This is a genomic window from Aeromonas sp. FDAARGOS 1402, assembly GCF_019046925.1.
Taxonomy (GTDB): domain Bacteria; phylum Pseudomonadota; class Gammaproteobacteria; order Enterobacterales; family Aeromonadaceae; genus Aeromonas; species Aeromonas caviae.
In genome coordinates, this window is sequence record NZ_CP077201.1 from 3,294,420 (window position 1) to 3,319,609 (window position 25,190).

A 25,190-nucleotide genomic window follows, 5' to 3' on the forward strand; every position below is an offset into this window, starting at 1 on the left:
ATGACAGCGGGGGAGCCAGTGGCTCCCCCGCTGTATTTCAGGGGGGAAGCAGCCGACAGGGGGCGGGCGGGGCTGGGGCATTGACCCCTTCTCCGATGCTTCCCGCCGCCGCCATACCGCCCCGCATCGAGGGAACAGGCAGGGAAAGGTATTTGCAAAATCCATGGAGAGGGGAGATCCCAGTGGCTTGGCAAATGCATCTTGGGGTCACACACGGGGGCCGCAAGGGGCGGGGACGAGGTATTTATCCCTTCCCCGACGTTTCCTGCCGCCGCCATACCGCCCCGCGTCGGGGGAACAGGCAGGGAAAGGTATTTGCAAAATCCATGGAAAGGCGGGATCCCAGTGGCTTGGCAAATGCATCTTGGGGTCACACACGGGGGCCGCAAGGGGCAGGGTGGGGCATTGGCCCCTTAACCTGGGCTTCCCGCCACCGCAGAGGAGGTCTGCCAAATAAGGTCATCGGAGGGAGGCCGCCCTCACATGGGGCAGGGAGGCATCTGATGCACGGCGCCAGAGGCGCAGAGAAAGAGGGTGAGGGGCAGGATGAGAGCCGCAGAGAGCAAGAAGGGGAGCCGCAGCTCCCCTTCCCGTTGGCGGATGCCGGGGTCAGACGGCTTTGTACTCAAGCTCGACTGAACCCAGCGCCTTCAGGGTGGACTGGGCCGAATCCCGCTGGCTGATCTGGCCATCCTTGCTCTCCAGCAGCACGGCGCGGCGCACGGTGGCGAGATCCTCGCCACCCAGCACAGCGTGGGCGCAGGCCATCTGCATGGGGGGCAGGCTCGGGTTGAAGGCGGCGTTCTCGGCATAGCGGCCGCAGAAGATGCGCCCGTCCTCGAACTGCAGCGCCACCGCGGCATAGCCCTGGCTGTAGGGGGCATAGCTCTGGCGGGCGGCGGCGAGCGCAGCCTGCCACAGGGGGTCGTCGCTCTCGAGCACCAGCTCGTCATGGGCCTGGGGGCTCATAAGGGCATCGGTGATCTCGAGATCGGCGGGGCCGAAGGAGTGGGGCAGGAAGGATTGCAGCTCGCTGAGATCGTCCGGCAGGGAGACCTTCAGGGTCTTGGCGGTGCTCAGCTCGTTCATGAACTGGCGGCAGTGGCCGCAGGGGGTGTAGTTCACGGTGATCTCGGAGATCCCGGTCTCGCCACCCAGCCAGGCGTTGGAGATGGCGGACTGCTCGGCGTGGACCGAGTGGAACAGCCCCTGGCCCGCGAACTCCATGTTGGCGCCAAAGTACCAGGTGCCGCTCAGGCCGCAGGCGATGGCGCCGACGAAGAACCTGGAGATGGGGGCCACCGAGCAGGCGGCCGCCAGCGGCAGCAAGGCCAGACGCAGGGCCCTGTCATCCAACCCGGTGGCGGCCTTCAGGGTCGCGACCTGGTCCGGGGTGAAACGGGCCTGGAAATCGTCCCCCAGCATGGGCAGCAGGGCGGCCTGGAGCGGGGCGGAAAGGGTCTCGAATGGCTTGGCAAAGCGGGGATGCATACTGTGTCCTCAAAGGCCAATTGGGGGGCCATTGTAGGGAGCAAGCGCGGCGAATTGTGTGAGCGCGCTCACGCCTTGATGGGCAAAGGGGCGGGGATGGTAAAGGAAACGTTTGTCTTTCGCAATCTGTGCGCCAGCTCCCGGCATCAGGGAGGCGAGGGTATCGGATGGAAACGGTGAAAGGGCACAGAGGCCATGACCGCAGGGGCGGCCATGGCAACGGGGATCAGGTCAGCCAGTGGTAGAGGGCGAACAGCAGGGGGGCGATGGCCGCGGTCAGCACACCGCACACCACCATGGCCAGCGACGAGAAGGCGCCCTGGGTCACTCCCTGCTCGGCGGAGGCGGCGGTGCCGATGGCGTGGGCGCAGGCTCCCATGGCGAGCCCCTGGGCCTCGGGGTCGGTGACCCGCATCAGCTTGAGCAGGGGATAGCCCGCCAGGGCCCCCAGGATCCCCACCACCACCACCACGGCGGCGGCGATGGCGGGAATGCCGCCGAGGGACTGGCTGACGCTCATGGCGAGCGGCGTGGTGATGGACTTGGTGGCGATGGAGGCGAGCAGCGCCGGATCCGCCCCCATCAGGTGGCCGACCCCCAGGGTGGTGCAGACCGAGATGAGCACTGCGGTGAGGGTGCAGGCCAGGATGGGTGTGAGCTTGTCGCGGATCTGGCGCGCCTGCTGGTAAAGCGGCAGGGCCAGGGCCACCACGGCGGGTTCCAGCAGGGCGGTCAGGGGTGAGGCCCCCTGCTGGTACTGATCCAGGGGCAGATCGAGCCAGAGCAGCAGGCCGATGATGACGGCGGTGGGGATCAGCACCGGATTGATGACGGGCCAGGGCAGGCGGCGGTAGAGGGCCCGGGTCATGAAATAGAGGGCCAGGGTGAGGGGCAGGGCGAACCAGAGGATCATGGCTTGTTCATCCTTTGATAGAGGTGGCCGACCGCGCCCAGGATGAGCACGATGCCGAGCACGACGCAGAGCATGATGAGACCGAAGGATTGGCGCAGGGGCTCGAGCCAGGCCACCAGGCCCACCGCCACCGGCACGAACAGCACCCCCATGTGGCGCAGCAGCAGGCCGCCCCCCAGCTCGACCCAGGAGAAGCGGACGATCTGCAAGGAGAGCAGCACGAACAGCAGCAGCATGCCGATGATGCTGCCGGGGAAGGCGAAGGGCAGGATGGCCGCCACGGCCTTGCCTGCCAGCAGACAGGCGATGATGACCAGAAAATCACGAAGGTAGCGCAGGGTGCGTTGCAGCAGCACGGGGGCCTCATCTTGGCAAGTGTGAGCAAGGTCGCAGTTTAACAGGCACGGGGGGGAGGGAACAGGGTCAACTGGCCCGCAGGGGATACAATGGCCCCGGCTTCATCCCCATTCACAAGAAGGAGTTCCCATGTCGACCCCCTCTCTCCTGGCCCGGTTGCGCCAACTGCCCGCCGATCCCGCCCTCCCTGACACCCTGCTGCAAACCCGCCAGTGGGAGGGGCCGCTTTGCCGGGTGAGGCTCGACAACACCGGGAAGCAGTCCGAGGCCGTCCACCACTGGCGGCTGTTTGAGGGGGATCTCGGACTTGCGCCCGACGCGGCCATCTACGGGGAGGGGTTCCAGATGCTGGCCCAGACCGGTGGACGCTGGAATGCCCCCGAGCACCTGGGCCGCTGCCCCGATGCGTCTGTCTATCGCATCACCGCCGACCATGGCTACCACACGGTGCACAACCTGCTGCTGGTGGCGCAGGAGGGGGGCTGGCTGCTGCTGGCCTTTGCGAGCTGCCAGCGCTTTGGCGGGGAGTTTCGCCTCCATCCCGACAGGCACCTCGAGATCGTGATGAACACCGAAGGGCGCACCCTGGCGCCGGGTGCGCACTGGCAGAGCGAGGCGCTGATCTGCCTGGAGGGGCCGGACAGGGAGGCCCTGCTCGCGACGCTGGCGCAGCATATCGCCGCCGAGCACGGCTCCCTGGTGGGGGAGGTGCCCACGCGCCCGAGCGGCTGGTGCTCCTGGTATCACTACTACGCGAACGTGAGCGCGGCGGACATTCGCGAGAACCTGGCGGTGCGGGCCGAGCGTTTCCCGGCCCTGCGCTACGTGCAGATAGACGATGGCTATCAGGCGAAGATGGGGGACTGGCTCACCCCTTCCGCCAAGTTCGAGGAGGGGGTGGCGGCCCTGGCAGGGGAGATCCGCGCCGCCGGTTGCGAGCCTGCGCTCTGGGTCGCCCCCTTTATCGCCGAGCCCGGCTCGCAAGTGTTCCAGCAGCACCCTGACTGGTTCGTGAAAGGGGAGGATGGCCTGCCGCTCCCCTCGGAGCGGGTCACCTACGGGGGCTGGCGCTGCACCCCCTGGTACGTGCTGGATGGCACCCACCCCGAGGTGCAGACGCACCTGGAGCAGGTATTTCGCACCCTGCGTACCCAGTGGGGCATTCACTACTTCAAGCTCGATGCCAACTTCTGGGGGGCCATCCACGGTGGTCGCTTCCACGACCCCGCCGCCACCCGGGTGGAGGCCTATCGGCGCGGTATGGCCGCCATCCTGCGCGGCGCCGGGGAGGGGGCCTTCCTGCTCGGCTGCAATGCGCCGCTGTGGCCGAGCCTCGGCCTGGTGCACGGTATGCGGGTGAGCGATGACGTGGAGCGCCAGGGCCCCCGTTTTCGCCAGATAGCGCGAGAAGCCTTCTGCCGCGCCTGGCAGCACGAGCGGCTCTGGGTGCTGGACCCCGACTGCGTCTGCCTGCGGGATATTCCGGGCCAGCACGGGAGCCGCGCCGAGTACGACTTCCACCTGGCTGCCCTGGTGGCGAGCGGTGGCATGGTGCTGGCGGGGGACAGATTGCAGGATCTGGACGCGGCGCAAGGGGCGCGCCTTGGCAAGCTGCTCGCCCTGTGCGCCGCGCGCACCCCGGCGGCCCGCTTCGAGGGGATGGCATTCGAGCGCGGGCGGGTGGCGCTGCCCGGGGGCGGCGAGCTGCTCTGCCTGTTCAACTGGGGGGAGCACGCCTGCGAGTTCCCGTTGGCGCCGGGGGGCACGGACTTCTGGGACGAGACGCCCCTGGGGAGCACCCTGGTGCTGCAAGGGGGGCAGGGGGCGGTGATCAGCTACCCCTGATGGCGTTGCACTGCAAAAAGGCTCCCTCGGGAGCCTTTTTTACGTGGCGAAATGGTCTCTAGAAGTGCCACTCCATCCCGATGGCGTAATTGGCGGAGCCATAGCCCGGGATCTCGTTGCTGGAGGCGAGCGCCTTGACGGTGAGGCGGGTTGTCAGGGGGATGCCGAGCCCCATGCCGATGGCGATCTCGTCGCTCTGATCCCCCATCATGTCCACCCGCAGGGTGCGATAGAGGGAGAGATCCTGGCTCATCTGGGCATAGATCTGGGACGACTTGTTGTAGAGCTGGCCGAACACCTCCATCTGGAAGCCGTTTTGCGGCGTGATGGCCAGGGGAATGCCGGCGAAGCGGTAGAGATCCGAGTGGTTGAAATAGCTGTTGGTGATTTGCGGGGTGAAGTCGGTCTGCTGGTAGAGGGTGCTGAAGTTGTGCTCGATGAGCCGGTAGGTCTGCTCCGGCAGGCGCAAGAGGTAGTCTGGCACCTCGAACCGGGCGCCAGCGAGGGCGGCCTGGGGCAGCAGGGCACAGGCGACGAGTGTCAAAGCAGGCAGAGCTGAACGCATAAAACGAGAGTTCCCCAACAGTCGAAAGCACGGCATCCATGCCGTCAGCGCATCTAAATATTCACACTATCAGGAGCTTGGGCTCCCTGCCCATTATGTCGCGAGCCGGGGAAACGCATCGGTTTTTAACTGTGAAACGGCTCACATCTCACAGATTTTCAAGGTAGTGATAGAGACTCTTTAGAGTCGCAAAGTTCCGTTCGTTCCCCTGGTTCTGTTCCGCCAGGGCTTCCAGGCGCGGCACATAATCCGGCAGGCGGCGGCTGAAGTAGTCGCTGCAGTGCAGGCGCCAGCGCTTCTGCTCCGCTTCGCTCAAGGTGTGGGGCCAGTTGCGGGCGCGGTAACGGAACAGCATCTCGGGCAGACGGGGATCCGTGAAGGCAAACTCCCGCTCCCCCAACAGATCCGCCGGAGTGGCGCGCACCAGATCCATGGTGGACTTGTCGCCGTGGCCGAAGAAGCCGGCGTAGAGCTGGGTGTCGGGGTCGCCGTCGGTGCTGCCGGCAAACTCCTGGTTGAATACCTCCACCAGTTTTTCCCGCACCTCGGGGTGGGCCCGCAGCAGATCCAGGCTCTTGCGGCACTGAGCCCGATTGATGCCCAGTTCGTCCGCCCGCTCCGGGGTCAGGGTGGCGGCCGGGGCCAGCACCGGGCACTTGTTGATGTGCACCAGTTTGACCGGAATGCCGGCCAAATCCCCCAGCTCCTCTTTTTTGGTGTAGAGGCGCTCGCGGATCTCCTCGCAGGAGAGCTCGATGAGCGGAGTCGGGTCACGGGTCAGATCCACCATGATCACCGCGTTCTGGTTGGTGGGGTGCCAGGCGAGCGGCGACACCCAGCTCGCACACCCCTGCCAGGGGGAGAACATGCCGGAGACGTGCACCAGGGGTTTCATGGTCACCACGTCGATGAGGGCCTTCACCTTGTTCTTGTTGCGAAGATCAAAGAGGTACTCGAAGAGCTTGGGCTGGGCATTTTTCACCAGCCTGGCCATCTCGATGGTGGCCAGCACATCCGAGAGCGCATCGTGGGCGTTGGCGTGGGCCACGCCGTTGGCCACCGTCAGCTTCTCCAGCCTGAAGCTCGGCTTGCCCTCGTCGTCAAACGCCCACTCTATCCCCTGCGGGCGCAGGGCGTAGCAGGCCCGCAGCATGTCGAGGATGTCCCAGCGGGAGTTGCCGTTCTGCCAGGCGTAGGCATAGGGGTCATAGAAGTTGCGATAGAGGGTGTAGCGGGTCACCTCGTCATCGAAGCGGATGCTGTTGTAGCCCAGCACGCAGGTGCCCGGGGTGGCGAACTCTGCGTGGATCTGGCGGATGAAGTCCGCCTCGCACAGCCCGTCCTTCATCGCCTTTTGCGGCGTGATGCCGGTGATGAGGCAGGCTTCCGGCTCCGGCAGGTAATCCGCCGGCGGCTTGCAGTAAATCACCAGCGGCTCGCCGATGACGTTGAAATCCGCGTCGGTGCGAATGCCCGCAAACTGCGACGGCCTGTCTTTGGCCGGACTGATGCCGAAGGTCTCGTAGTCGTGGAAATAGAAGGTAGGCTTTGTCTGCTGGCTCATTTCGTGGTTCTGAATTGTGTTTATATGCTTGAAAAACAAGTCGTTATACGGAGTGTTATCTCAGATTGTCTCACTTTGTCTGATCTTGATTCAGTCCGTTTCAGACCAGTTTGGTACGTATCTGTGTACACGTCAGGGCGCGTTAATGTGTCAGTGAAAAATCAGATGGCCAATCACAGGAGAGTCATATGCCACTTACTGATGCGAAGCTACGTGCCCTGTATGGTAAGCCCTACTTTGGTAAGACGGAATTGTCAGATCGTGATGGATTGTCAGCTCGGGTCACCGAGCGTGGCACCATCTCATGGCAATATCGCTATCGCTGGCAAGGAAAAGCGGCGAGACTCAAAATTGGACGCTATCCCGACCTTAAACTCGCTGATGCCAGGGCATTGATCCCTGCTATCCGTGGTGCGCTGGAGCGTAATGAACACCCTAGAGTTTTCTGGGATAAGCTCCACCAGAAGCATGATGTCACACTGAAACAGTGCTGCGAGCATTTTCGTGAGCACCATCTGCCCAAGCTGCGGCCTCGTACGGTCATGCTCTATGAGCATACCATGCAGCGCTATTTCGAACCTCTGTTTATTGGTATTCCGGTTGAACAGATCCCGTTTTCCAGCTGGCTGGAGTGGTTTGATAAAATTGGCAAGAAAAAGCCCAAAAATGCCGGTCATTTATTACGCAGATTAAAGTCCATTCTTAGTTTTTGTATTCGGAGAAATCTCATTGGCGGCTCCCCGGTGTTGCAATTACGCACCGAAGATGTTGGATCTCAACCTGAGAGAGGTACTCGTGTGCTGACCATGCGTGAACTCGCTCAGATTTGGATTGCATTTGAACAGAGCAGGGCCAGCCGCGGATTAAAATTGGCCGCCAAACTGGTGATCCTGCTGGGCTGTCGCAGTGGCGAGGCATTGGGGGCGCAGTGGAGTGAGTTTAATCTGGAGGAGCAAATTTGGACGGTTCCCGCTGCTCGTGCCAAAAGTGGATCACCAATACGTCGGCCTATTCCTACCCGGGTGATGATGTTGCTGCAAGAAGCGGCGGCGAAATCTCGGCTAAAGGGGGGGCCAGTATGTCGCTCGCCGGTGAATCCAAAGCAGTCATTGAGCAGTGCGTCCCTGATCCAGCTAGCAGAGCGGGTGCGAGATAAACTGGATCTTCCGTATTGGCGTATGCACGACATGCGTCGGACGCTGAGTACGCGTTTATCGGAGGAGCGCATCATGCCACAGGTAACCGAGAAAATGCTTGGTCACAGGATGGCTGGTGTCATGGCTATTTACAATCTTCATGATTGGACCAATGAGCAACGTGAGGCATATGAGTTATGGGATAAAAAATTAATGGAGGCAGTGAAATCCATTCAGGAAATGTAAATATAATGGAGTCATTGAATAGCGGTATAATTCATCATCTAAGATGAGCGGTTTTCCCTTGATATCCAACTGCTGACCTCTGCGGCAGAATAAAAACTTTTATTGTGTGGCGGTGGAAACTTGTGTTCTTTAATCCACCTGTACAGAGTCGATCTAGATATGCCAAGTTTTTTTAATAGTGCTTTGGTTTTTATTAGTGCTGGTTCATTCTTGTTCATATAGCCTCCTGTTTTTTAGGAGGTTAAACATCATTGGTGAATGTGTCAATTTGCTCTATTCTTAGGCGACTTGCTTTTGTGATATATAAAAGCAAGTCGCCATGCTCATACTATAAAAATGAACTTTAAAACTGTTTTCGTATATTATAAAAGCAATGAAAATGGTCGTGTATCAATATAGCTCATGGTCATGATATGTAAATTTCAATGGCGGAAGTGCTCGTTCTGTCTCCTTGGTTGCCTTTAGGGTAGGGTTTTGCTTCAGAGTTGAATCCACCGCAGCCTAACATGCACCCCTACTGCTTTATTCAATTGGCCCTCCCTCATGTCACTGAGTCAGCGAACACAATTTGTATCATCTGGGGCGATCCGTGATGGCTTAGCCAGAAAATCATTAATAGCCATAATACCCAATTCCATTTTACTTCGTGCGGAGACATTCGCGGAGTGAACACGAATAAGGGGTGGTATGAAGTGATTGGTCATTACCTCTTTTTCTATCCAAAGAATAACGTCGTAGCCTGTTCCTCTATTATCATCACCTAGGTCATGGTCGAGGCTAATTTCTGTCACTGCTCCTGTTTTTAGCCATGCAATCGCTTCGTCTGGCCAGAATACGCGAACGCACCCTGCCGGTGTTTCTCTCTCATCGTCCAGATACAATTTCATGTTGCTTCCTCTTGGTCACTACAGGCTCATCAGTCATGACATATTTTCTGCAATAGGCGAACAACACCGCGATTAGCCCCATCAACAATCTGCTCACCGGGAAACGGCAGTCTGGATGACAACCCGGGGTCGGGATCGATGTAATAGACAGATGCGCCGGGGTTGATGTTTTGCAGCAAAGAGAATGCAGGTTCAACCAGTAAACTGGTTCCTATAATTATCACAATATCGGCCTCGCAGAGCCAGCGACGAGCGTGTTGATACTCATAAGCCGTCTCACCAAACAGCACGATATCAGGGCGAAATTGTGAGCGGGTACATGGGCAGCACTCGCCCATCTTTACATCTTTGTACCATGGCTGCCGGTATTTTGGATTACGAAAGCCCTTGGGTACCAAAAACCGGATTGAACCATGCAGATGAATAACACCATGGCTACCAGCCCTCTCATGTAAGTCATCAATATTCTGGGTGATGATCCCGACACTATATTTCGGCGGTAGCTTGGCGATCAGATAGTGGGCTTGCGAGGGGGAGGCTTTCAACATGGTTTGACGCCGCTGGTTGTGAAAGGCCAGGAAACCAGCCAGATCTGTGTCCAAGCTGCTCGCATGGGAATAGCGCCAGTTTTCATCGTGATGCCAAATACCCTCCTTGCCTCTGAACGTAGGTACTCCGCTTTCCGCTGACAAGCCGGCCCCGGTGAAGAAAATGATATTGGGGCGATAACCTTGGCCGGTAGTAAGGGCTTGTGCTCGTCTCTTTCGATGACGGCGCTGATGTCTTCGTGCTCGGGAAGAAATTGGTTGCATAAGATTACCTTTGGTCAGCATCGGCTGAAATTGACAAATTAGTTGGCGTCATCCCACTCGGGTAAGGGCAGTTTAGAAGCCTTGCGACAATGCCTGTTTGGGCAACAAAGGGGAGGTGAGATGGGATGTGGGCAGTTTGCTACTGTATCCGCCTGAAAACACGACATGTGCAAAACCCCAGTATCGAACCGGCACAGTCCGCTCGGTATAGTCAGTCGAGCTCACATCCAGAGGAGACATGCGATGAGCGTCCGTTTGATCTCCTGGTCAATTGCCCGGTTGCCCTGGCCAGCCGTTTTCTTGCTCGGTGCGTTCCCCCAACTTGGAATCGCGGGCGATTGCACCTACCGCAAGGACAGCCTCGGCCACACCCGCTATCAATGCCAGGATGGCCGCCATGGCTTGCTGCGCACCGACTGCCTTGGCACCGTCAGGGATTCAGGTACCGGCATTACTTGGCGCACCGATCCGTTGGGCAACCTCAAGGGCAGCGATGGCACCACCTATCGCAAAGACGCACTGGGCCATGTGCGTGGCAGCAATGCCAAAACCGGCGAACGGGTGACGTGGCGTGAGGATAGTCTCGGCAACCTGCGTGCCTCCGATGGCACCCTGTGCCGCAGCGACTCATTAGGCACGCTGCGTTGCGATGGTGGCAGCACGCCGCCCGCCGTTTTTAAATCCGAGTGAGGGTTTTATAGGCAACTGCACCATCAGACGAAGGTTCTGAGGCGCAAGCCATAGTCTGCCCAATCTCAACTGGATACACTAACCCGCATTAACACGCTGTTTTAGCGCCACCTTTACCGTTTCAAAGACCGGATTCACCATGGCTATCAAGAAGAACGAACTCTACTCCTCCCTTTGGGCTGGCTGCGATGAGCTGCGCGGCGGGATGGATGCCTCCCAGTACAAGGACTATGTGCTGACCCTGCTGTTTGTGAAATACGTCTCCGACAAGGCCAAGGGCAACCCGTACGCCATGATCGAGGTACCAGCCGGGGCGAGTTTTGACGACATGGTGGCGCTCAAGGGCAGCAAGGAGATAGGCGAGGGGATCAACACCATCATCAGTGCGCTGGCTACTGCCAACGATCTGCAAGGGGTGATCACCATTGCCGACTTCAACGACGAAGACAAACTCGGCAAGGGCAAGGAGATGATCGACCGCCTCTCCAAGCTGGTGGCCATCTTCGAGGGGTTGGATCTGTCGGCCAACCGTACCGAAGGGGATGACCTGCTGGGTGATGCCTACGAATACCTGATGCGCCACTTTGCCACCGAGTCGGGCAAGTCCAAGGGGCAGTTCTACACCCCGGCCGAGGTGTCGCGCATTCTGGCCAAGGTGATCGGCATCAGCCGTCAGACCCCGCAAGATGCCACCGTCTACGACCCCACCTGTGGTTCGGGCTCCTTGCTGCTCAAGGCGAGTGACGAGGCGGGTCCCAAGGGGCTGAGTATTTACGGACAGGAGATGGACAACGCCACCAGTGCGCTGGCGCGGATGAACATGATCCTGCACGACAATCCCACCGCCAAGATCCGGAAGGGCAACACCCTGGCCGCGCCCCAATGGAAGGAGGGCAACAACCAGCTCAAAACCTTTGACTTCGCCGTGGCCAACCCGCCATTTTCAAACAAGAACTGGACCAGTGGCCTCGATGCCGAACACGACGAGTTCGGCCGCTTTGTCTGGGGCGTGCCGCCAGAGAAAAACGGCGATTACGCCTTCTTGCTGCACATCATCAAGAGCCTGAAGAGCACCGGCAAGGGTGCGGTGATCCTGCCCCACGGCGTGCTGTTTCGCGGCAATGCCGAGGCGCGTATCCGCGAGAACCTGCTCAAGCAGGGCTATATCAAGGGGATCATCGGTCTGCCCGCCAACCTCTTCTACGGCACCAGTATTCCCGCCTGCATCATCGTCATCGACAAAGAGAGCGCCCACTCCCGCGCCTTCAATGCTCTGGCTGGCAATGAGCAAGGGCTGTTTATGATCGATGCCAGCAAAGGCTTTATCAAAGATGGCAACAAGAACCGGCTGCGCGAGCAGGACATCCACAAGATTGTCGATACCTTCACCCGTGGCCTGACCCTGGAGGGTTACAGCCGTTGGGTACCGCTTGGCGAGATCGCCCGCAACGACTACAACCTCAATATCCCGCGCTATATCAATGACAGCGAAGGGGAAGACCTACACGATCTGGCCGGTCACCTGCAAGGGGGCATCCCCGAGCGCGATATCGCGGCGCTTGGCTCCTACTGGCGGGTATTCCCGACTCTCAAGGCCACCCTGTTTGCCCCGCTGCGTCCCGGTTACAGTGAGGCGCGGGTCGCCGCCGCCAAGGTCAAAGGCACCATACTGGCCTGTGAGGAGTTTGCCCGCTTCAAACAAGCGGCGCTGGCGCCGTTCGCCCAGTGGTTTAGCGAGTGCCAGTTCGGCGAGTTTGCCAAGGGCGACTCGCCCAAGGCGCTGATCGACGAGGTGAGTGAAGCACTGCTTGAGCACTACCGCGCGAGCGCCGAGGCGACCGGTGAGCTGCTCGACCCATACGCCATCTATCAGCTGCTGATGGACTACTGGCAAAGCCAGCTGCAAGACGATCTCTATGTGCTCTCACAGGATGGCTGGCCTGCGGGTCGGGTACTGCGCGAGCTGATTGCCGACAAGGGCGAAAAGATCAAAGAGAGCCCGGATCTGGTGATTGGCAAAGCCAAGTACAAGGCCGAGCTGCTCCCACCCGCCTTGCTGGTGGCCCGCTTCTTTGCCAATGAGCAAAAAGAGCTCGATACCCTGCAAACCGCGCTGGATGAAGCGAGCCTGGCATTGGAGAGCTTTATCGAGGAGCAGAGCGGGGAAGAGGGCGGTCTGGTTGAGGCGATGAACGACAAGGAGAAGGTGACCGCCGCCAGCGTCAAGGGGCGTATCAAGGTCGCCACCGACAAGGAGGAGCTGGCTGTGCTCAAGCAGGCGCAGCAGCTGTTCGACGCCGAGACCCGGGCCAAGAAAGCCCATAAGGAGGCCAGCGACGCCCTCGATAAAGCGGTGTTTGCCCACTACCCCAAACTGCAGGATAACGAGATCAAAACCCTGCTGGTGGAAGATAAATGGCAGGCGAGTCAGTGCGGCGCGCTGGAAGCCGAGATTGAACGGGTCACCCAGCAGCTGGCTAATCGGGTCAAGGAGCTGGAGGAGCGTTATAGCAGCTCCCTGCCACAACTCACCCAAAACGTGAGCGAGCTGGAGGCCAAGGTGGCAGCCCATCTTAAAGCCATGGGGCTGGAGTGGGCATAATGGCAAATCAGATGATGCAGGATAAAGCGAGCGAAATGGCGGCCACTCAGACCGTTCCGACAGGTTATAAGCAGACCGAGGTGGGGGTTATTCCTGAGGATTGGGAGTGTAAACATATCGGTGAACTTGCTGATGTTGTTAGGGAAGGTGCGAATAAGCGGGGAAATTCTTCTCGGCTGACTCAGTCATTTCATTTCTTCATGTTTGAGCCGATTTTTTCTCCCGTAAATGCCTTGAATCAGCCTATTTAGACCGTTTCTTCGCCATTTAAGGCGTTATCCCCAGTTTTTAGTGAGATCTCTCCCACTGACGTATCATTTGGTCCGCCCGAAACAGGTTGGCCAGCGTGAATAACATCGCCAGTTGGTTATCGTTTTTCAGCAACCCCTTGTATCTGGCTTTCACGAAGCCGAACTGTCGCTTGATGATGCGAAATGGGTGCTCCACCTTGGCCCGGATGCTGGCTTTCATGTATTCGATGTTGATGGCCGTTTTGTTCTTGCGTGGATGCTGTTTCAAGGTTCTTACCTTGCCGGGGCGCTCGGCGATCAGCCAGTCCACATCCACCTCGGCCAGCTCCTCGCGCTGTGGCGCCCCTTGGTAGCCGGCATCGGCTGAGACAAATTGCTCCTCTCCATGCAGCAGATTACCCAGCTGATTGAGGTCATGCTCGTTGGCCGCGGTGGTGACTAGGCTGTGGGTCAGGCCACTCTTGGCATCGACACCAATGTGGGCCTTCATGCCAAAGTGCCACTGATTGCCTTTCTTGGTCTGATGCATCTCCGGATCGCGTTGCTGCTCTTTGTTCTTGGTCGAGCTGGGAGCCTCAATGATGGTGGCATCGACCAAGGTGCCTTGAGTCATCATGACGCCTGCTTCGGCCAGCCAGCGATTGATGGTCTTGAACAATTGGCGGGCCAGTTGATGCTGCTCCAGCAGGTGGCGGAAATTCATGATGGTGGTGCGGTCCGGCAAGGCGCTATCCAGGGATAACCGGGCAAACAGACGCATGGAGGCGATTTCGTACAGAGCATCTTCCATCGCGCCATCGCTCAGGTTGTACCAATGCTGCATGCAGTGAATGCGGAGCATGGTTTCCAGCGGATAAGGTCGCCGGCCATTACCAGCCTTGGGATAAAACGGCTCGATGACTTCCACCATGTTTTGCCATGGCAGGATCTGCTCCATGCGGGACAAGAAAATCTCTTTTCTGGTCTGACGGCGCTTACTGCTGAATTCACTGTCGGCGAAGGTGAGCTGATGACTCATGATGAACCCTTTTTCATGGCTCCAGATGACAAACATGATCTCATATCAGGGACTTGTTCGCACCTTCCTTAGAGGTGGTTCTCCTCGACCCGCGGGTGATGCAAGATTTTTCAATGGCAACTTTATTCCGTGGCTGACAGTTGCCTCATTGACTAATATCTCACTCGAACAGATGTATGTAGTTGATACCGCGACTAAGTTGACTGAGCTCGGTTCATTAAGAAGCAGAGTGTTAGATGAAGATACTCTTATTATTTCTAATAGCGGTGCAACACTTGGTGTTGCAAAAATACTTAAAATAAAATGTTGTGCTAATGATGGCGTCGCTGCATTAGTTAATCAGTGCTTGGGAAACAAAGTTTTCCTTGCTCATTACATAAATACTCAAACGAAGAAGCTGCAGGAAAAAATTGCAACTGGAAATGGCCAGCCAAATTTAAATACAGATTTAATTAGGGTTATTCCGGTTCCGTTTCCGCGTGAAGCTGAGCAAGCCGCTATTGCGAATGTACTATCCGATACCGATGCGCTGATTGCAGGCTTGGAGCAACTGATCGCCAAGAAACAGGCCATTAAGAGCGCCACCATGCAGCAACTGCTGACCGGCCGTACCCGCCTGCCGCAGTTCGCCCTGCGCCCCGATGGTACCCCCAAAGGCTATAAATCCAGCGAGCTGGGACACATTCCGGAAGATTGGCATGAAGTATCATTGAGCAGTGTGACGAAAAATATCGATGCGGGCGTCAGTGTAAACTCAATTGATCAACTGGATGCGTATGGTCATGGTAAGCATGTTCTAAAAACGTCATGTGTCAATGGCGGTATTTTTAATTGTTTAGAAGCGAAATCAATTATTCCCAGTGACATCGGTAGAGCTAAATGCTTTCCACGCGAAGGGAACATCATTGTTAGCCGAATGAATACGCCAGCGTTGGTTGGGGAGATCGGTTACATTGAGAAAAGTTTGCCTGGTTATTTTCTTCCCGACCGGCTGTGGCAAGTCTCATTCCGAGAAGATGCTGAATTGAATACTAAGTGGTTGATGTATGTTCTTGCTCACCCGATAAATGCCAAAAAGATTAAAGAGTCTGCAACCGGGACAAGTAACAGCATGAAAAATATCTCAAAGAATGCGTTTTTAGCTTTAAAGATTTATAAGCCAAAAATAGAAGAGCAAACCGCTATCGCGACAATCCTCACCGATATGGATAGCGAGCTCACAGCACTGGAGCAGAAGCTGGCCAAGGCCCGTGATGTGAAGCAGGGGATGATGCAGCAGTTGTTGACCGGCCGTATCCGCCTGCCGCTATCGAAGGAGGCATGATGGAGAGCGTCAACAATCAGGTGTTGTCGGTACGCCAGTTGCTGGCCATTCCCCAACTGGCCATCCCAAGCTATCAGCGACCGTACCGCTGGGGCGCCAAGAATATTTCGGATCTCTTCACCGATCTGGCGACCCATCAGGACAAGAGCGCCTATCGGCTGGGCTCGGTGGTGTTTCATCAGCACACCGATAGTGAGCAGGGCGAGATGCTTGATATCGTCGATGGCCAGCAACGCACCTTGACCCTGATGTTGACCGTCAAGGCGCTGATCGAGGTGCTGGATAACGAAACTCGCAGTGGCAAAGAGAAGAGTATCCGGTTTCAACGTCAGGATCTGCGTGAGCAATTGCAGGCCTTGCGTGGACCTATCGATGCGTTTATGCAGCGCCAGTGTTTCCCCAGCCGGGATTCGGAGTTCAACCTCAGACGCAACTATCTGGAGCTGCGTCGGCTGGTGGCCCGCCCTGAATTTGACGAGCAGCAAATCGACTTTCTGCTTAACCGCTGTCAGGTAGTCTGCTTTGTGCTGCAGGATATCTCGGAGGCGTTCCAGTTCTTCGATTCACAAAATGCCCGGGGGCGCGATCTGGCTCCCCACGATCTGCTCAAGGCATTTCACCTGCGCGAGTTTGCCGACCATGAGGCCAACCTCAAGGCCGAGGCCGTCGCCCATTGGGAGCGCTTGCCAAGCGACGAGCTGGCCAATCTGTTCGCTCTCTATCTCTATCGGGTACGCCAGTGGGCCGAGGGCAAGTCGGCCCGCTACTTTGGCAAGGGGGAGGTGGATCTCTTCAAGGGGGTCAACCTCGACCGGGTAGGGCACTTCCCTTACGTGGAGTCGCTGCGCATCGCCCACCACTTTGTCGATGAGTACAACAGCCAGTACCAGCGCAAGATTGACGGCCAGCGCATGACTTTTCCCTTTCATCTCGACCAGATGATCATCAATGGTCGGCGCTTTTTCGAGATGGCCGAGTACTACCAGACGCGGGTCGCCGCCATCGTGGCCGAGGAGTCTGATTCCGGCAAGACACAATCTGCCACCCTGCTTGGCGAAACGCTGACGCCGATGGCCAGCAAGGTGCTCTCGACTCTGGGCAGCTACGAACGCCGCCACCGTACCGGGGATCGTTATGTGCGGGCCATGTTCGACTGCGCCCTGATCTTCTATATCGACAAGTTCGGCAGCCAAGGGCTGTCACTGGCCATCGAGAAGTGCTTTATCTGGGCCTATCGCTGCCGTATTCGCCAGCAGGTGGTGCAACTGGCGACCATGGATAACTACGTGCTGGAGCACAATCTGATCCGTGCCATTCGTGATGCCCGTCTGCCGGGAGACCTGCACGGCTTCCCTTTGCCTAGCATGAGCAGTCGAGAGAACAAGAACAATCGCAACGGCGCCGAAGATGAACTGGTCGGGCTGTTTCGGGAGATGAAATATTATGAGTGATGCAGGCGTCCACCCCTTTTCCATTCGTGCACTGCTTGAAGAGCGCACCCGCTATCTGGTGCCCATGTACCAGCGCAACTATGCCTGGGGCGAGGGAGAGATCACCCAACTGCTGCAGGATGTACTGGATTATCAGCAAAAATCGGTCGGAGCCAAGGAACAGCAAACCTACTATATCGGCACCTTGGTGGTATTTGCCCGGGACGATGGCAGTTTCGAGGTAATCGATGGCCAGCAGCGCTTTACTACCCTCTCTCTGCTGGCTAATTGGCTCAAACACCACGCGATAGATTCGGTGGATATGAGCTGGTATCAGACCATCAACCTCGCTTTTGAGAGTCGCCCGATATCGAGCCATACCTTCGAGCGCTTATGGCAGGGTGTTGCCCCCCACGATTTGCGGGGGAGTACCTTCAATGAAGGTCTGGTGAACGGTTTTGAGCTGATTGGCAAGGCAATGGCGGATCTTGGTTTGGTGGGGGCTAAACTGACGGCCTTTTGCGACTACCTCTTCAAGCATGTGCAGATCTCTCGTATCGAAGTACCCAAGGATACCGATCTCAATCACTTCTTCGAGGCGATGAACAATCGCGGCGAGCAGTTGGAAAAGCATGAAGTGATCAAAGCGCGGCTGATGGAGACGCTGAACCAGATACCCGAGGAAGAGCATCGTCGCCAAAGTATTCATATCCTGACACGGGTATGGGATGCCTGCGCCAATATGGAGCGCTATATCCAGTACGGCTTTACCCCGCAAGAGCGCCACCGTCTGTTTGGTGAGAGCGACTGGGGCCAGTTTGTGCCCCGTGATTTTGCCCATCTGCTTGATCTGCTAGGTTCCCCTAATACGGCCGACGCAGCCGATAAATGCCGTGCAGCAGCCGGTAGCCAGGGGCGCACCTTGTTGGCCATTTTGCAGGATGACAAGCTCGATGGTGAGCAGACGGTAGAGGAGGAGAGCGCAGGCTCCGAGCGCTTTAACAGCGTTATCAACTTCTCCAACTTCTTGCTCCATGTGCTGCGACTCGTTAGCCGCGACCCGGGTGATACGGAGGGGGTGCCGCTCGATGATAAACAACTGGTTGATCAGTTTGAGCTGCGAGTGATAAGGCAACCGGATCCAGTAGCGGCAGTTCAGCGTTTTATCTATGGGCTGTTAAAGAGCAAGTATCTGTTTGATCAGTTCATCATCAAGCGCGAGTTTGCCGATGGCAAGGATGGTTGGAGTCTGAAGCGGCTGCACTGGTATTCGGAAAAGAGCGTCAGTTACATCAATACCTTTGACAAGGATGAAAATGAGAATGGTTTCTCTGGTGTTAACCGGCGGATCCTGATGTTGCTATCGGCGTTTCATGTGTCGACCCCGACCCTGGTTTACAAACATTGGCTGAATGGTGCACTGAGATATCTGTTCGACAATTGTCACCCTGATCAACCGGTAGAGGCAGGGGCTTATCTGTCCTATCTGGAGAGTCAGGCTCGCCGCTTTGTCTTCCAGCGCTTTTTGGCGCCGGGTGAAGGGGCTTCCTATTACCAGATGCTGTACCTTGATAACGCCCTGTTGCCCGCAATCGAGGTCGATGAGCGCTGGCATGAGGTGATTAAAACCAGACTGCGTTTCGGTCATATCGAGAACAACTTTGTCTTCAATTTCCTCGACTACCTGCTGTGGGTACGGGACCGAAATCGTGACAAAGTGGCCTATTCTTTTGACTTCACGTTTCGCAGTTCAGTGGAGCATTTTGCCCCTCAGCACCCTATTCATAAAGCGCACAAGGTTTCGGAGAAGTCACTCCATTCGTTTGGCAACCTTTGCCTTATCAGCCACAGCAAGAATTCGCGCCTGAGTAACTTCCAGCCCCAACAGAAGCAGGAGCACTTTGAAGCGAGCCTTGCCAACAACCAGATTGATAGCCTCAAGTTGCTCGCCATGATCCGTTTGATGAAAGAGAAAGGTCGCTGGCAGGAAACCGAGATCGCAGAACACCAGGAGCAGATGCTGGCCGTGCTGGCTGCAGAGGCTGCCAAGATGAGGGAACAACCATGAGTACGGTTGGACAGCGAGAACATGCTGCCCAAGATTGGATGGTCCGGTTTATGTGAGCGGTATGGGGTTCACTGTCTGTGGCACTGGAACGCTATTCAGAAAAACCGCAATATCGAGACCTTGTTGTTGATGGTTGTGTTATCAGTGGCGATCATGCGCCGCTAAGTATTACTGAAAAATAGACTTAGTGCGGACTCGATGTGGCCTTGTTGTTGGCCTGGGTTGAGAGTTCAAAAAATAATTGGAGAGCTGTATGTCGGTTGTAGAAGCATCATCCACAGGTGGAGTGATAGAGGGGGTGGATCCTTTTGTATTAACCTCCCTTGAGGCGATGCGAAAGAAGTTATTGGATCTCACCTCTCGCAATCGTCTGCTCAACTTTCCCCTCACCAATAAAGGTTCCGCACTGCGTATTGTTGATGAGCTGCCAGAGCAGCTCTATGAAACACTCTGCGCGGAAGTCGCAATGGAGTTTGCGCCAGTCCCTGAACCAACCCGCCAACAACTGTTGGAGCATGGCTATCTGAAGGTTGGTGAGGATGGTAAGGATGTCCAGCTAAGAGCCCTTCCGACGGCCAAGGATTGGGCACAGGTTTTGGGGATCAGCACCGAATTCGATTTACCCACTGGACAGCGGGTGCCTGCCTCAGAAGTAAACCGGCCACTGCTGGAGCAGGCCCATGAGTTTATCTATCAATATGGCCAGGCTAGAGATGGAAAACTGACCGGTATTCGGACCCAGTACGTTAAACAAGGCCTCAATTTGTCAGAACTGACCACAGCCTGCAATCTGGCGGGTTATGAAGGGCTTGAGGACTTTGAACGTCAGGCCAAGATAGGTAAGGCGCTCACTATATCGCCATCCTACCCCGGTCATGACGATAAGCGGATACAGGTTCTGCTCTTCCCCGGAGAGCTCGAGGCACGTCTGCGGGCCATCCACAACAAGGCTCAAACGGCCATAGAAGAGAGTGGCGCCAATATCCTGTATCTGGCGCTGGGATTCCTCGAATGGTACGAGAGCGATACTTCGGATAAAGCACGCTTTGCCCCCTTGTTCACCATTCCTGTGCGATGTGAGCGTGGCAAGCTGGATCCCAAGGATGGCCTCTACAAATACCAGATCCATTACACGGGTGAAGATATCCTGCCCAATCTCTCCTTGAAGGAGAAATTACAGGCTGACTTTGGGCTGGCTCTTCCTATGTTTGACGAAGAGCAGACACCTGAGTCCTATCTCGCTGCGGTGACCAAAGTCGTTGGGAAGCATAAACCCAGGTGGTCGGTGAAACGCTACGGGGCGCTGAGCTTGCTCAACTTTGGCAAGATGATGATGTATCTGGATCTCGATCCTGCTCGTTGGCCTCAGGACAAACGCAACATTTTGTCTCATGAGGTGATCCGTCGCTTTTTCACCAGTCAGGGGGGCGGCGAAAGCAATGCCGACTCAACAGGTGGATTAAGCCAACATGAGTATTGCATCGATAGTTACCCTGGGATCCATGACAAGATCCCGCTGATCGATGATGCGGATAGTTCGCAACACAGTGCGTTGATCGATGCCATCCATGGGAAGAATCTGGTCATTGAAGGCCCTCCCGGCAGCGGCAAATCACAGACGATTACCAACTTGATTGCTGCGGCCCTGCTCAATGGCAAGAAGGTGCTGTTCGTGGCAGAGAAAATGGCGGCCTTGGAGGTCGTCAAGCGTCGTCTGGATCGCGCCGGTCTGGGTGAGTTCTGCTTGGAGTTGCACAGCCACAAGACGCATAAGCGTAAGGTGCTGGAGGATATTGAAGCCCGCATGATGCGTCAGGCAACAATGCCGACGACGGAAGAAATTGACGCCCAGATTACGCGTTATGAAGAGCTCAAGAGGCAGCTCAATGAATATGCGGCATTGATAAACACCCCTTGGGAGCTCACGGGAAGGACTATCCATCAGATCCTGAGTGGTGCGACGCGCTATCGCCACAAATTGGATATCGATGCAACAGCACTCCATATTGAGAACTTTTCTGGTAAAAAACTGGACAAGGTGGCTCAGCTACGACTGAGCGACCAAGTGGTGGAGTTTAGCCGTATCTACAAGGAGGTGCGGGAGCAGGTGGGGGCCGATGCAGAAATATATGAGCACCCTTGGAGTGGTGTGAATAACACCCAAATCCAGCTGTTTGACAGCGCTCGTATAGTTGATTTGTTACAAGCTTGGCAGGCGTCTATCCTCCATTTTCATCATTATTATCAAGGTTTTTTAGACAAATGGGCTCTGGAAGGTGAGGGGCTCGATACGCTCTCCCATATTGAGCAACTGGTACAGGATCAGAAGCATCTACCTACCTTGAGCGGATCGGAATTATTCGCCGCACTTCCCGGGATGGATACCTCGGATGCGATAGCACGCGTTCGTCACTATCTGGCGAGATTTGACACCCTTCAAGGCTACTATGACACCTTGAGTCAAGCCATTGAACCCGAGAAACTCCGTCTATTAGAGCGAGGGGAGCAATGCGACTTTCCCAGTGAGGAGTTGGCAAAGTACGGTGTTGCTGAACATTTCTCTCTTCGTGACTTGATCAAGTGGCTCGAGTCTGTTCGATGCATCGAAGATGAGTTGTCATCCCTCTCTGGTCAGCTGAGTGACTTCAAGAGTGCGTTACCTGGCAGCCTCTCTGCTCACATCGATGATACCCAACCTGGCTTGGTATTCTGTGCAGAATTGCTGTCTATTGTGGGGGCCTTGCCGGCAGAGCTCATCAGGGTACGTGACCCACTGTTTGATGATGATGGCCTCGATGCTGTACTGCTCGAGCTGGTTCAGCAGATTGAAGAGTTGCGTCCCCTCAGGGATAACTTGTCCGAGCTGTATCAGTTGGACAGACTACCGTCCCAAGAGCAACTTGCTCGTGCTGTTGCGATTATTCAGCAGGGTGGTTTCTTCTCATGGTTCAAGAGTGATTGGCGTAATGCCAAGGCCTTGCTCACAGGGTTGTCTCGACAGCCAGGAACCAAGTTTGCCGAGTTGAAACGTTGGTCAACTAACCTGGTGAAGTACACGGAGTTACTGCAGCAGTTTGAGCAAAGAGCCTTCGGTAATCAACTCGGCAGCGCATACCGTGGACTGGACACGGATTGCGTGCAGTTGATGCAATTGCGCGATTGGTACAAGCAGGTCCGCGCTTGTTACGGCATCGGCTTTGGAAAGCGGGTTGCGATAGGCTCTGATGTGATGGCTCTGGATGGCGAAATCATTAAAGGCGTCCATCAGATTGAGAAGTCACAGTTCAGCGCGAAAATAATGGCCTTGGTGAAGCAGGCAGAAAATGAGACCAAGTTGCTGCCGCGCATTGCCCACCAACTGAAAGATCATCCTGTCTGGCTAGGTGAACAAGGAGCATTGAGACAGGCTTGCCAACAAGTGCAAGCGACGCTGACTGCTTTACAGGGGTGGTTTGTCAATACGGAGGTATCACTGGGTCAGATGACACATTTCTCCGATCTCTTGCAAAAAATGTCTGCCTTGCAGATTGACCTTGAAAATAAGAAACCGGAGTTGGGTGTCTTTGCGCAATCAGTCCCGTTGGCTTTTGGGTTGAATAAAGATAATCGACAGGCACTAACCATTATCGGCGACACGCTGAATCTGGCTGATCAACTGGTTGGAAACATAAAGTGTGCCTCTTTGGCCACCAGGATCAGGCATTTGGATAATGCGAGCGAGTATGCGTTACTTTGCCGTGATGGTGCTGAAGTTGGCCTGCAATGGCATGACCAGAAGCAGCATGCTGTGCGATTTGCACAAGAAACAATGTTGGATAACGGTCAGTGGCTCAAGTCGACAGACTGTTCACTGAACGCATTGCTGGAGCGGAACGAAAAGGCGATTCAACAGCCTCGCTGGTTGAATGGGTGGGTCAACTTTATTCGTTGCTACGAACAGATGCAGGAACGCGGATTGCAACGGATCTGGTCTGCAGTCCTTGCCGGAACGCTCCCTGTGGAAAAAATTGAACTGGGTTTGGCCTTGGCACTCCATGACCAGTTAGCCCGCGAGGTTATTCAGGCCCATCCTGAATTGATGAGGATCTCTGGTACCCAACGCAATGCCTTGCAAGCATCATTCAAGGAGTACGACAAAAAGCTGATTACGTTGCAGCGTCAGCGCATTGCTGCGCAGATTGCTCGTCGCCATGTCCCGGAGGGAAACGCGGGAGGTAAGAAGAGCGAATACACCGAACTGGCACTGATCAAGAATGAGCTGGGCAAAAAAGCAAGACATATTCCAATTCGGCAGTTGGTCAACCGAGCCTGTAGTGCTCTGGTTGCTATAAAGCCCTGTTTCATGATGGGGCCAATGTCCGCAGCTCATTACCTTGAACCTGGACGGATGGAATTCGACTTGGTGGTAATGGATGAAGCATCCCAGGTAAAGCCAGAGGATGCGTTGGGAGTTATCGCCAGGGGCAAACAATTGGTGGTGGTGGGGGATCCCAAGCAGTTGCCGCCAACCAGTTTCTTTGATCGAAGTGTGGAGAGTGAGGATGACGATGATGCCGCCGCGCTCAGCGATACGGACAGTATCCTGGATGCCGCATTGCCGCTGTTCCCCATGCGGCGTTTGCGTTGGCACTATCGTTCCCGGCACGAGAAGCTGATCGCCTACTCCAACCGCCATTTTTATAACAGCGATCTGGTGATATTCCCCTCTCCTTATGCGGAGTCTCCGGAGTATGGGATCAAATTTACCTATGTTTCGAAAGGACGTTTCTCCAACCAGCATAACATCGAAGAGGCACAGGCCGTGGCAGAGGCTGTGCTTCATCATGCGCAGCACAGACCGGGTGAATCACTTGGTGTAGTTGCGATGAGTTCAAAACAGCGCGACCAGATCGAACGTGCTATTGATGAACTGCGCCGCAGTAGGCCGGAAGTCGATCGTGTTATCGATGGTTTGTATGCCATGGAAGAGCCGCTTTTCATTAAAAACCTTGAGAACGTGCAGGGTGACGAGCGCGATGTGATCTTTATTTCCTTTACCTATGGACCTGCCGAACATGGTGGGAAGGTTTATCAACGTTTTGGGCCAATAAATTCCGATGTAGGCTGGCGCCGTCTGAACGTACTCTTCACGCGTTCGAAGAAGCGGATGCATGTCTTCAGCTCGATGCGCTCAGAGGATGTGCTGACGAGTGAGACCAGTAAACTTGGAGTCGTTTCTTTGCGAGGTTTCCTCCAGTTTGCTGAAAAAGGAACACTGGACTCACAAATCACCCATACAGGGAAGGCACCAGATAGCGACTTCGAAGTTGCCGTAATGGAGGCGCTTAGGAAAGCCGGGTTCGAGTGTGAGCCTCAGGTCGGGGTGGCCGGATTCTTTATTGATTTGGCGGTGAAAGACCCTGGCTGTCCGGGTCGGTACTTGATGGGTATCGAGTGTGATGGTGCTACCTATCACTCGGCCAAGTCTGCCCGAGACAGAGATCGGCTGCGTCAGGAGGTTCTGGAGCGTTTAGGTTGGAAAATTAGCCGCATCTGGTCCACAGACTGGTTCAGTAATCCTGACGAGGTGCTCTCCCCGATTATCCGGAAACTCCATCAGCTCAAGACGTTGGAGCCTGAGGTTACAATGCCTTCATATGAGTATATGGAGGAGAGCGAGCCTTCTGCAGAGGCAGAGGATCACCAAGAGACATCTCCTATACCAGAGCTGGGACTCAAGGAACAGCTTCGGTATTTTGCCAAGCATGTCATCGCTGTTGCGCTACCGGATGTTGATGATGATCGCCGTTTGTTGCGGCCAGCCATGCTCGAGGCATTGCTTGAGCATCAGCCTCTATCACGCTCCGAATTTGTTGAGCGGATACCACACTATTTACGGCAAGCAACAGATGTACATGAAGCACAACGTTTTCTTGATCAGGTGCTGGCATTAATCGATGGTGCTGATGTTGAAGCTGATGATGCTACGTTCGAGCCTGGATTGGCATAAGC

General features: G+C 56.1%; 18 protein-coding genes. 9 read left to right on the plus strand and 9 right to left on the minus strand.

Going from position 1 to position 25,190, the window contains the following annotated elements; genetic code table 11:
* Positions 1-609: 609 nt before the first annotated feature.
* The 3 genes from cdd to I6L32_RS15695 form a co-directional block, all read right to left on the minus strand.
* The gene (gene cdd, locus I6L32_RS15685) at positions 610-1,491 is read right to left on the minus strand and encodes a cytidine deaminase (protein WP_010674459.1); all 882 of its coding nucleotides are present in this window, start codon (positions 1,489-1,491) and stop codon (positions 610-612) included.
* Between the two features lie 226 nt (positions 1,492-1,717).
* Complete coding sequence (locus I6L32_RS15690; protein WP_041212945.1) at positions 1,718-2,404, minus strand: LrgB family protein; 687 nt, start codon at positions 2,402-2,404, stop codon at positions 1,718-1,720.
* Complete coding sequence (locus I6L32_RS15695) at positions 2,401-2,760, minus strand: CidA/LrgA family protein (RefSeq protein WP_010674461.1); 360 nt, start codon at positions 2,758-2,760, stop codon at positions 2,401-2,403. The genes I6L32_RS15690 and I6L32_RS15695 overlap by 4 nt, the downstream gene beginning before the upstream one ends.
* A gap of 130 nt (positions 2,761-2,890) precedes the next feature.
* Between I6L32_RS15695 and I6L32_RS15700 the strand changes: the two genes are divergently transcribed.
* Positions 2,891-4,606, plus strand: a complete 1,716-nt coding sequence (locus I6L32_RS15700) for a glycoside hydrolase family 36 protein (RefSeq protein ID WP_216944135.1) — start codon at positions 2,891-2,893, stop codon at positions 4,604-4,606.
* A gap of 58 nt (positions 4,607-4,664) precedes the next feature.
* On the opposite strand, the gene I6L32_RS15705 is transcribed toward I6L32_RS15700, so the two are convergent.
* Positions 4,665-5,171 carry a hypothetical protein gene (locus I6L32_RS15705; RefSeq protein WP_010674463.1) on the minus strand — a complete coding sequence of 169 codons (507 nt, stop codon included), beginning with the start codon at positions 5,169-5,171 and terminating at the stop codon, positions 4,665-4,667.
* A gap of 148 nt (positions 5,172-5,319) precedes the next feature.
* Positions 5,320-6,735 (minus strand): exodeoxyribonuclease I, encoded by a 1,416-nt coding sequence (sbcB, locus tag I6L32_RS15710; RefSeq protein WP_182976553.1) that lies wholly within the window; start codon positions 6,733-6,735, stop codon positions 5,320-5,322.
* A 188-nt stretch (positions 6,736-6,923) separates the two neighbouring features.
* Here sbcB and I6L32_RS15715 point away from each other — a divergent pair, with 188 nt between their 5' ends.
* Positions 6,924-8,117 (plus strand): site-specific integrase, encoded by a 1,194-nt coding sequence (locus I6L32_RS15715; protein ID WP_042863736.1) that lies wholly within the window; start codon positions 6,924-6,926, stop codon positions 8,115-8,117.
* Between the two features lie 38 nt (positions 8,118-8,155).
* On the opposite strand, the gene I6L32_RS23685 is transcribed toward I6L32_RS15715, so the two are convergent.
* The 3 genes from I6L32_RS23685 to I6L32_RS15730 form a co-directional block, all read right to left on the minus strand.
* Positions 8,156-8,335, minus strand: coding sequence for an AlpA family transcriptional regulator (locus I6L32_RS23685; protein WP_216944136.1), 180 nt, complete (start codon positions 8,333-8,335; stop codon positions 8,156-8,158).
* A 336-nt stretch (positions 8,336-8,671) separates the two neighbouring features.
* Entirely contained in the window at positions 8,672-9,004 is a 333-nt protein-coding gene (locus I6L32_RS15725; protein ID WP_080769878.1) for a cyclic-phosphate processing receiver domain-containing protein, read from the minus strand.
* A gap of 29 nt (positions 9,005-9,033) precedes the next feature.
* A complete protein-coding gene (locus I6L32_RS15730; RefSeq protein ID WP_216944138.1) occupies positions 9,034-9,816 on the minus strand; it encodes a Sir2 family NAD-dependent protein deacetylase in 783 nt (260 codons plus the stop codon).
* A 243-nt stretch (positions 9,817-10,059) separates the two neighbouring features.
* On the opposite strand from I6L32_RS15730, the gene I6L32_RS15735 reads away from it, so the two are divergent.
* The 3 genes from I6L32_RS15735 (at position 10,060) to I6L32_RS15745 (ending at position 13,359) form a co-directional block, all read left to right on the plus strand.
* Positions 10,060-10,506, plus strand: a complete 447-nt coding sequence (locus tag I6L32_RS15735; RefSeq protein ID WP_236754666.1) for a hypothetical protein — start codon at positions 10,060-10,062, stop codon at positions 10,504-10,506.
* A gap of 139 nt (positions 10,507-10,645) precedes the next feature.
* Positions 10,646-13,108, plus strand: coding sequence for a type I restriction-modification system subunit M (locus I6L32_RS15740; RefSeq protein ID WP_216944139.1), 2,463 nt, complete (start codon positions 10,646-10,648; stop codon positions 13,106-13,108).
* Positions 13,108-13,359 carry a hypothetical protein gene (locus tag I6L32_RS15745; RefSeq protein ID WP_216944141.1) on the plus strand — a complete coding sequence of 84 codons (252 nt, stop codon included), beginning with the start codon at positions 13,108-13,110 and terminating at the stop codon, positions 13,357-13,359. Before I6L32_RS15740 ends, I6L32_RS15745 begins: the two co-directional genes overlap by 1 nt.
* A 37-nt stretch (positions 13,360-13,396) precedes the next feature.
* Here I6L32_RS15745 and I6L32_RS15750 read toward each other — a convergent pair whose 3' ends face one another.
* The gene (locus tag I6L32_RS15750) at positions 13,397-14,377 is read right to left on the minus strand and encodes an IS5-like element IS5 family transposase (RefSeq protein ID WP_000019402.1); all 981 of its coding nucleotides are present in this window, start codon (positions 14,375-14,377) and stop codon (positions 13,397-13,399) included.
* Here I6L32_RS15750 and I6L32_RS15755 point away from each other — a divergent pair.
* The 4 genes from I6L32_RS15755 to hhe all read left to right on the plus strand — a co-directional run bounded on the left by I6L32_RS15755 (position 14,376) and on the right by hhe (position 25,188).
* Positions 14,376-15,701: a restriction endonuclease subunit S gene (locus tag I6L32_RS15755; RefSeq protein ID WP_216944142.1), complete on the plus strand. Its 1,326-nt coding sequence runs from the start codon at positions 14,376-14,378 to the stop codon at positions 15,699-15,701. The genes I6L32_RS15750 and I6L32_RS15755 overlap by 2 nt on opposite strands.
* Entirely contained in the window at positions 15,701-17,152 is a 1,452-nt protein-coding gene (locus tag I6L32_RS15760) for a DUF262 domain-containing protein (protein WP_216944144.1), read from the plus strand. The genes I6L32_RS15755 and I6L32_RS15760 overlap by 1 nt, the downstream gene beginning before the upstream one ends.
* Positions 17,145-19,199, plus strand: a complete 2,055-nt coding sequence (locus I6L32_RS15765; RefSeq protein ID WP_216944146.1) for a DUF262 domain-containing protein — start codon at positions 17,145-17,147, stop codon at positions 19,197-19,199. Before I6L32_RS15760 ends, I6L32_RS15765 begins: the two co-directional genes overlap by 8 nt.
* Positions 19,200-19,452: 253 nt before the next feature.
* Positions 19,453-25,188, plus strand: coding sequence for a DUF4011 domain-containing anti-phage protein Hhe (hhe, locus tag I6L32_RS15770; protein ID WP_216944147.1), 5,736 nt, complete (start codon positions 19,453-19,455; stop codon positions 25,186-25,188).
* The last annotated feature ends 2 nt before the right edge of the window (positions 25,189-25,190 follow it).